Raw genomic sequence first — 8,257 nt, forward strand, 5'->3', positions numbered from 1 at the left:
TGTCCTGATTTAAAGTTAATCCACTATAAAGCGCCCGCCTGAAGAATATTTTGCTACAATATGTAATTATATGTTATATAATCAGTATATTATCAATAAAATAATATTTTCATCACGACTCATATTATGGCTCAGAAACTTAAAACACATATTAAATACATCCTACTTGCTTCCATCTTGCTCTCCGGCTGTCAGACAACCTTTGAAGAAGATCAAACCCGGCGCAGCAAAATCACCCAATTCGCCCTCAATCACCCCGTGGCGGCGCAAGCCATCGGCATGGAAGACACAGGCTCATTCAATATCAGCAGCAATGCCACGCGCTTTGCCTACCGCAGCGGCTTAGACGATACAGCCAACGGGGATGGCAAAGGCACGCAGGTCAATGCCGTGCGTCAAGCCCTGTGGCAAGCTGCCATTACCTCCCAATTTGACAACGTAATCGCTGAAAAAGCAGGTAACGCCTACCTCGCCGACATCAAAATCCGCGAAGGCAAAATCAACTATTTCAGCCGTTATCTCGCCGACCAGGCGGTTGACCAACGCAACAACCGTATCGGTCGCAGCATCGGCAGCGGCAAACCCAATACCGACATGAAAACCCTTGCCGAAAGTGTTTTGCTCTATTACCACAAAGTCGGCTTGTGGACCGCATCGGAAACGCGCACCGGCGGACGCAAAGTATGGCGCATCACCCAAGAAAAACTCAGCCCTGCCGCCTACCGCGAAGCCATGAAAAATATCGAGCCGCTGGATGCCCAAGGCTTGCGTGAAGAAGAGCGCAATAAGCCCAAACCCGACAAAATCGACTCGATTTCTAAAACGGTCAAAGCCATCAGAAAAGTAAAAGACTGATTTTTCGGTACTCTGAGCAAATTTTGAGTAATCCCCCAAAACGGCGTAAACTGTCGTAAACCCATTTTCAGACGACCCCTGCTTGCAAAGAGGTCGTCTGAAAACATTTCTCCTGCCGATTTAGCTGTTTCCAGAAGGACAAAGGACGATTATGAACTTCCCACCGCGTTACGTTTCCGCCACCCGTATGCGCCGAATGCGCAAAGACGACTTCTCCCGCCGCCTGATGCGCGAGCATACCCTGACCGCAGACGATTTGATTTACCCCGTTTTCGTACTCGAAGGCAGCAACCAAGAAGAAGCCGTCCCCTCCATGCCCGGCGTGAAACGGCAAAGTTTGGACAAATTATTGTTCACCGCCGAAGAAACCCTCAAACTCGGCATCCCCATGCTGGCACTCTTCCCCGTCGTTACCCAAAATAAAACCGACTTGGCGGAAGAAGCCTACAACCCCGAAGGACTCGTGCCGACCGTCGTACGCACCCTGCGCGAAAAATTCCCCGAGCTGGGCATCATGACTGACGTTGCCCTCGACCCCTACACCATTCACGGGCAAGACGGGCTGACCGATGCAAACGGCTACGTCCTCAACGACGAAACCATCGAAGTTTTGGTGAAACAAGCCTTGTGCCATGCCGACGCAGGCGCGCAAGTCGTCGCTCCGTCCGACATGATGGACGGCCGCATCCTCGCCATCCGCGAAGCCCTAGAAGACGCGGGACACATCCACACCCGCATCATGGCGTATTCCGCCAAATACGCTTCCGCATTTTACGGCCCGTTCCGCGATGCGGTCGGCAGTTCTGGCAATTTGGGTAAAGCCGACAAGAAAACCTACCAAATGGACCCCGCCAATACCGACGAAGCCCTGCATGAAGTCGCCCTCGACATTCAGGAAGGTGCGGATATGGTGATGGTCAAACCCGGCCTGCCCTATCTTGACGTTGTCCGCCGCGTCAAAGACGAGTTCGGCGTACCGACCTACGCCTACCAGGTTTCCGGCGAATACGCCATGCTTCAGGCAGCGATTCAAAACGGCTGGCTGGACGGCGAAAAAGTCATACTCGAAAGCCTGCTCGCCTTCAAACGCGCCGGTGCCGACGGCATCCTGACGTATTACGCCGTCGAAGCGGCAAAAATGTTGAAAAAATAAAACGACAGCAAAATGCCGCCGGTTTGCACAGAATGCCCGGCGGCATTTACATTAAGGCATTTGCCCGACAAAATTTATTACAACGGAATGAATAATCAGGTAATTTCTGGTAAAATACTGCAACTCTCAAGCAAACACTTACAGCGTCCGTTTTATAAAATTCAAAACATATACAATAAAATGAATACAACAACCGCCGATACACTATTCCGGGAAGCTCACTCATTCATGACCCAAAATCCGCCCGATTTTGCCGCAGCAGTCCCACTGTTGCAAAAAGCGGCAGACGAAGGACATACGGAAGCAGAATTCCATCTTGCAGGCTGCCTGCTGCAAGGACAAGGCATACCTGCCAACCGTGAAGCCGGCATACGTCTGATGCAGCAAGCGGCGCGTGACGGTCATCCCTACGCCAGCTACAACCTTCTTCAAATCCAAGAAGCACAAGGTATGCCGCTCAATACCCTGCTTCCCTCCTATCGGGAATTGGCAGAAGCAGGCATTATCGAAGCTCAGCTCAAGCTGATGCGTGCTTATCATGACGCAGGTCAACACGAAGAAGCCGTCGATTGGGCCGTACTTGCCGCGCGTCAGCAAAATCCCCAAGCCCTATATTTCTTAGGCCAGCATTGCCAATACACCTCGCCGCCCGATTATCCCCAATCACACCAGCTCTACCAACTTGCCGCCAAACAAGGATTTACGCCTGCCAATTGGCAACTCGGATTGCAATACAAGCTCGGTCAAGGCGTGGCACCGGACCTTGAGCAAGCCGCCCAACACCTGTACATCGCGGCAAGTGACAACATCGCGCCTGCACAAGTCGCCCTTGCGGAAATCCTGCTCCCGACCCACCCCGACAAAGCCATCCAATGGCTGGAAACCGCCGCCAAACAAAACAGCAGTGATGCTTACGCCAAGCTCGCAGAAATCCATCTGCTGGGCAAAGACATCCCGAAAGACACGGATAAAGCACGCCGCTACGCCAAAGCAGCCGCCCGCCGCAATCATCCCGAAGCGCTGCGTTTGCTCGGCGATATCTACCGCTACGGACTGGGCATCCTTCCCGAACCCTCCAAAGCGCGCCATTACTATCAGCTTGCCGCTGATTTGGGCAATCTCGCCGCACACCAAAAACTGCTCGCCGACATTGCCCTGAACAATAAGCAAAACTACCCTCAAGCCAAAGAACACGCGCTGCAACGCCAACAGGCGGAGCAATTCTATCAGCTGGCTTTTGCCGCCCATTACGGCCTGAACCGCGCTCCCGACCATGCCGAAGCGCTGACGCTCTATCAGCAGGCCGCAGATTTGGGACACAGCAAAGCGCAAACCAATCTCGGCATGATGTACTACAACGGTCATGGAACAGAGACCGACTATACCCAAGCCGCCAAATGGTTCGCGCAGGCAGCGCAGCAAAAAGACACAATGGCGCAATACAACCTCGCCTGCCTCTATTTCCACGGAACAGGCGTCCGCCGCAACACAGCCTTAGCCTGCCGTTGGCTTGAAACTGCCATTAACGACGGTCACGAGCAGTCTGAAATCCTCAAGCAACTGCTGGCGCATTGGAAACAACAACTTCCATAACATTGCCCGCGTGGCAACATTTCTCCGAAGAAGCTGCCAACGTTTGGGAATCCCTCTAAACCATTGTCTCTGCGTTGTGATTAATGGGGTGCCGTTCTACGATATAGTGGATTAACTTTAAACCAGTACGGCGTTGCCTCGCCTTGCCGTACTATTTGTACTGTCTGCGGCTTCGTCGCCTTGTCCTGATGTACTATCTGCGGCTTCGTCGCCTTGTCCTGATTTAAAGTTAATCCACTATAAGTCATATCACTTGCCCCATTCAAACAACAATATAAAAGGTCGTCTGAAAACCCTGATTGAGGATTTTCAGACGACCTTTGCCTTTACCGGTTGGCCTGTTCGGATATTAGAAATCCAATTCCGCTTTCAGCCAGTAAGTACGCGGCATACCGACGACGGCAAAGCTGCGGTCGTATTGGCCGCGTTGTACCTGCCAGTAATTTTTGTTGAACAGGTTTTCCACCGAACTGCTGACGGTCAGGGTATTTTTACCCAGCTTGGTTTTGTAGCGCGCACCTACGTCAACCAAGGTATAGGACGGGAAGGCGTATTGTTTTTGCGTGTCTTGGTAAGACTTGCCGAAGTACGAAACGTTACCGTTCAAGGTCAAGCCTTTAGCAAACGGGGTATCCCATTCCACGCCCGCTTTGGCAATTACGCGCGGGTTGGCAACTTGTACGCCATTAACAAGATTATCGGCTGCGTTCGGATAATTTTTCACAGTCGATTGCAGGTACATCAAGCCAAAGCTCGGACGCAGAGTTTTGTTCAACAGATTGGCATAGGTATTGAACTCGATACCGCGGTTACGCTCAAAACCTTGTTTGTCGCCGGCGGCGCCTCCTGCTGCTTTGTATGCTGCAAAATCAGTACCTTTTTTGGTATTGCCGCGCCAGTAACCCGGGCGTTTGATTTGGAACGCGTTCAAAGTAGTGACAAAGTCGCCCCAGTTTTTGCGCACGCCGACTTCAAACTGACGGCTGACACGCGGTTTGGACATGGTAGTATTACCGTCATCATCGGTTTTGATGTCGGCAGGCTCCAAGTCTTCCATATAGTTGCCATAAACCACCAAATCGGGCTGCGGCACCCATGCAGCCATCAACATCGGACTGAAGCGTTTGGCATCGCCGCTTTTACCTTCTTTTTTATTGGTGTATTCAACCGCTTGGAAGCGTCCACCCAAGGTCAGGCGGTATTTGTTGTCGACGAAGCCCAGTGTGTCGGACAAAGCCAAACTGTTGACTTTGATATTGGCATCCAAGTTGGCAGAGTTCGCCCATGAGTTTGGATAGTCTGCTTTAAACGATGCCAATTTACTCTCAATATTTTCGTTTGCTTTAACTTCTACCTTGCTTTTACCGGCTGCACTTCCATTGATCGTTGCACGTTGACGGATAATGCGGTCGAAAGCAGTACTCCAGTTATGTGTTACCGGCCCAGTTTCAAATTCACCGCGTGCAGTAAGGTTCATACTCAAAGTACGGAAATATTGGTCGGTCAGGCGCGCCGTGCCTGTGTGGTATTGGCTGGCACTTGAGCAGGTTGCGGTTTGGCTGCTTGCGCCATCTTTGCCGCAAATAGTCGGAGAAATCAGCGTGCCGTAATAACGCGCCTTGTTGTAACCGATACCACCGGTAATTTGCGCATTTTCAAACGCATCCCATTCGAAGGTCAGCATATTGGTGCGACCGACGGTGTTCTGCCAGTTCCAACTTGGCAGCAGGTTCACTTTGCCATCGGGCGCGTCAAACAAGCGGCCGTTGGCGTTTTGAATATCCTGCATACGCGCGCGACCGCCGTTGGTTTTGCGTTTCGCGTAGATGGAGTCGAACGCTACGCGCAATTTTTCGCCGCGATAATCGGCATTCAAGGCAAATTCTTTGTTGTCTTCGCTGTAACCGTGGCGCGGGGTGTCGCCGTGGCGCAGTTTGCCGTTGGCGCGCACGCCGAATTCTTTGTTCTCGCCGAAACGTTGACCCAAGTCGAACGTACCTTGGGCACGGTTGTTGCTGAACCAGCCCAAACCGATTTTGCGGTTGCCTTCGTCCGCAGCTTTTTTGGTTTCGATATTGACGGAACCGGATACCGCGCCTTCGGGATCCATGCCGTTTACAGTGGTGGACGCACCTTTAATCAGTTGCGCGGAACCGACATGCACGCTGGCTGTGCCTTGCGTGCCGTACATACCTGCCAAACCGTTGACGCTGAATTGGCGCGAGTCAAGCTGATAACCTCGGAAATACAGGCCGGTCAGCGTGTTGCTTTCGCCGCCGAACTGCCAAACGGACGCGTCTTTTTTTGCTACGGCATCCACCAAAGTACGCGCTTCGGTGTTGTTAAGGGCTTGTTCGTCGTAGTTGACGACGGTAATCGGCGCGGTAAAGGCATTAGCTTTGCCCAATACGCCCAAATTTACGCGGTCGCGCAAGTCGCCGTCGCTGGCGATGGAGTAAGAGCGGGCGGCTTTGACTCGTTTGGCGTCGGCGCGGACATTAACTTCCTGCAACTGCTGTTGCACAGGGGTTTCAGGTGTCGCTTCATCGGCGGCATAAGAAAACGCGCTCATAATCAAAAGCGGCATCAGGGCTAATTTGCTGTTCATAGATTCCTTCTGTCTCTGAGGTGGGTTATTTTTATTGCAATAAACGTTAAAAATCACAAAGTAATTTTGCTGCAGAATTATATTTGATAACATTCTGCTTTTCTATAAAAAGTGATGATAACCATTTGTAAAAACAAAAATACAACATCAATCAAAACTTTTTCCATAGTAATTATAAATTATTTTATTAAGCAGAGAATCCGGGTTTCAGACGACCCCTGCCCGCTGCCTGCCTCAAGAGACAACGCACATGCAAAAATGGCAAATCGAGCTTTATTCCACGCCGTCTTGGCTGTTACAGACCTTATTGATGGTCGCCGCCGCCTCGGCGGTGATTCTGTTTTTGGCACGCGAAACGCGCTTCGGGCGTGAGTTTGCCTATATCCTGCGCCTGTGCCTGACGCCAAAAAGCGCGGTCAAAGTATTGCTGCTGATTACGGCGATGATTGCGCTGCTGCTGACCGAAGTGCGGCTGAATGTATTGAGTACCTTTATGTCCAAAGGGCTTTACGACTCGATGCAGGATTTGAACGCCTCCGCGTTTTGGATGTTTGCAGCGATGAACGCCGGCGTGGTGTTGGTGCGGGCGTTTAACAACGTCGTCAACGACTTTCTCGATCAAGGCCTGGCGATTAAATGGTCGGAGCGGCTCAATGAAGTGCTGACAACGCGCTGGCTTGCCGACAAAAACTACTACCGCCTGCAAATGCGCCGCCATGCGCCGGACAATATCGACCAGCGTATCCAACAAGACGCGCAGGATTTCATCGCCTCGACCATAGAATTTGTGCGCGGCATGGTCAATTCGGTCGTTACCTCGCTGGAATTTGCCGTTGTTTTGTGGGGCTTGGCGGGCATCCTGACCGTGTTCGGCTTCGACATTCCGCACGGCATCGTCTGGTTTGTCTATATGTTTGTGATTTTGGCGACCTTTATCTCCATGTGGATAGGCAACCCTCTGATTCGTTACAACTATGAAAACGAAAAACTCAACGGCGACTACCGCTACTCCCTCATCCGCGTGCGCGACCACGCCGAAAGCGTGGCGTTTTACAGCGGCGAACAACACGAACACGACCAGCTTGCCGACCGCTTCAAAGCCATCATCCGCAACCGTTGGCGCATCGCCCGCCAAAGCGTCTGCTTGAGCGGCTTTAACGACATGTTTACCAACGGAATCAAGCTCTTCCCCATTATTTTGCAAGCCCCGCGCCTGTTTGCCGGACAAATCAAAATCGGCGACATCCAGCAGACCGTCCAAGCCTTCGCCCGACTGCAAAACGCCCTGTCCTTCTTTCGGCTGTTCTACAACAAATTCACCGCCTACCGCGCCCGACTGGAGCGTTTGTACGGCTTTTTGCTGAGTACGGAAGAACAACACAGCGCGCAGCAACCCGACATTACCGAGGTTTCAGACGACCTCTCGCTGGAAAACGTCGCCCTGTTCCGCCACAACGGCGAAATCCTGTTGAGCGGCATCAACGTCAACCTCAAAAGCGGCGATTCCCTGCTGATACGCGGCCCGAGCGGTTGCGGCAAAACCTCGCTGCTGCGCGCGCTGGCGGGGCTTTGGCCGTTCGGCAGCAGCGGCAAAGTCCGCCGTCCGCCGCATCAAGACATCCTCTTCCTGCCGCAACGCCCGTACACGGCGCAAGGCAGCCTGCGCGACGCGATTTGTTATCCCGACATCGACAAACAGCATCCCGAACTAGCCGAAGCCATGAATACCTGCCGCTTAGGTTATCTCATTGATAAATTAGACAAAACCGACGACTGGCAACACAAACTCTCCCCGGGCGAACTGCAACGCGTCGCCTTCGTCCGCGCCCTGCTTTCACAGCCCAAAGTCATCCTACTCGACGAAGCCACCGCCGCCTTGGACGAACCGACCGAAGCCCTGCTCTACCGCGCCTTGAAGCACAAACTGCCGCAGAGCATCATCATCAGCATCGGCCACCGCAGCACGCTCAACGAGTTTCACGATTTCAGTCTTGATGTCGGCAACGTAGCTTGCGATTGAATTTATAGTGGATTAACTTTAAACCAGT

5 protein-coding genes are annotated in these 8,257 nt (G+C 52.3%); 4 read left to right on the top strand and 1 reads right to left on the bottom strand.

Annotation, left to right across the window (positions count from 1 at the left end; all coding sequences use genetic code 11):
* Positions 1 to 126 precede the first annotated feature (126 nt).
* The 3 genes from HMPREF2572_RS01975 (at position 127) to HMPREF2572_RS01985 (ending at position 3,601) form a co-directional block, all read left to right on the top strand.
* On the top strand, positions 127 to 855 hold the full coding sequence (locus HMPREF2572_RS01975) for a DUF6973 domain-containing protein (protein ID WP_070495927.1): 729 nt from the start codon (positions 127 to 129) through the stop codon (positions 853 to 855).
* Positions 856 to 1,006: 151 nt separating this feature from the next.
* Positions 1,007 to 2,008 carry a porphobilinogen synthase gene (hemB, locus tag HMPREF2572_RS01980; protein ID WP_070495929.1) on the top strand — a complete coding sequence of 334 codons (1,002 nt, stop codon included), beginning with the start codon at positions 1,007 to 1,009 and terminating at the stop codon, positions 2,006 to 2,008.
* 180 nt (positions 2,009 to 2,188) lie between these two features.
* Positions 2,189 to 3,601, top strand: coding sequence for a tetratricopeptide repeat protein (locus HMPREF2572_RS01985; protein WP_070495950.1), 1,413 nt, complete (start codon positions 2,189 to 2,191; stop codon positions 3,599 to 3,601).
* Between the two features lie 349 nt (positions 3,602 to 3,950).
* Here HMPREF2572_RS01985 and HMPREF2572_RS01990 read toward each other — a convergent pair whose 3' ends face one another.
* A complete protein-coding gene (locus HMPREF2572_RS01990; protein WP_070495931.1) occupies positions 3,951 to 6,209 on the bottom strand; it encodes a TonB-dependent receptor in 2,259 nt (752 codons plus the stop codon).
* Positions 6,210 to 6,459: 250 nt separating this feature from the next.
* Between HMPREF2572_RS01990 and HMPREF2572_RS01995 the strand changes: the two genes are divergently transcribed.
* Positions 6,460 to 8,229: an ABC transporter ATP-binding protein/permease gene (locus HMPREF2572_RS01995; RefSeq protein ID WP_070495933.1), complete on the top strand. Its 1,770-nt coding sequence runs from the start codon at positions 6,460 to 6,462 to the stop codon at positions 8,227 to 8,229.
* The last annotated feature ends 28 nt before the right edge of the window (positions 8,230 to 8,257 follow it).

It is taken from the genome of Neisseria sp. HMSC064E01, from assembly GCF_001808875.1.
Lineage (GTDB): Bacteria > Pseudomonadota > Gammaproteobacteria > Burkholderiales > Neisseriaceae > Neisseria > Neisseria sicca_A.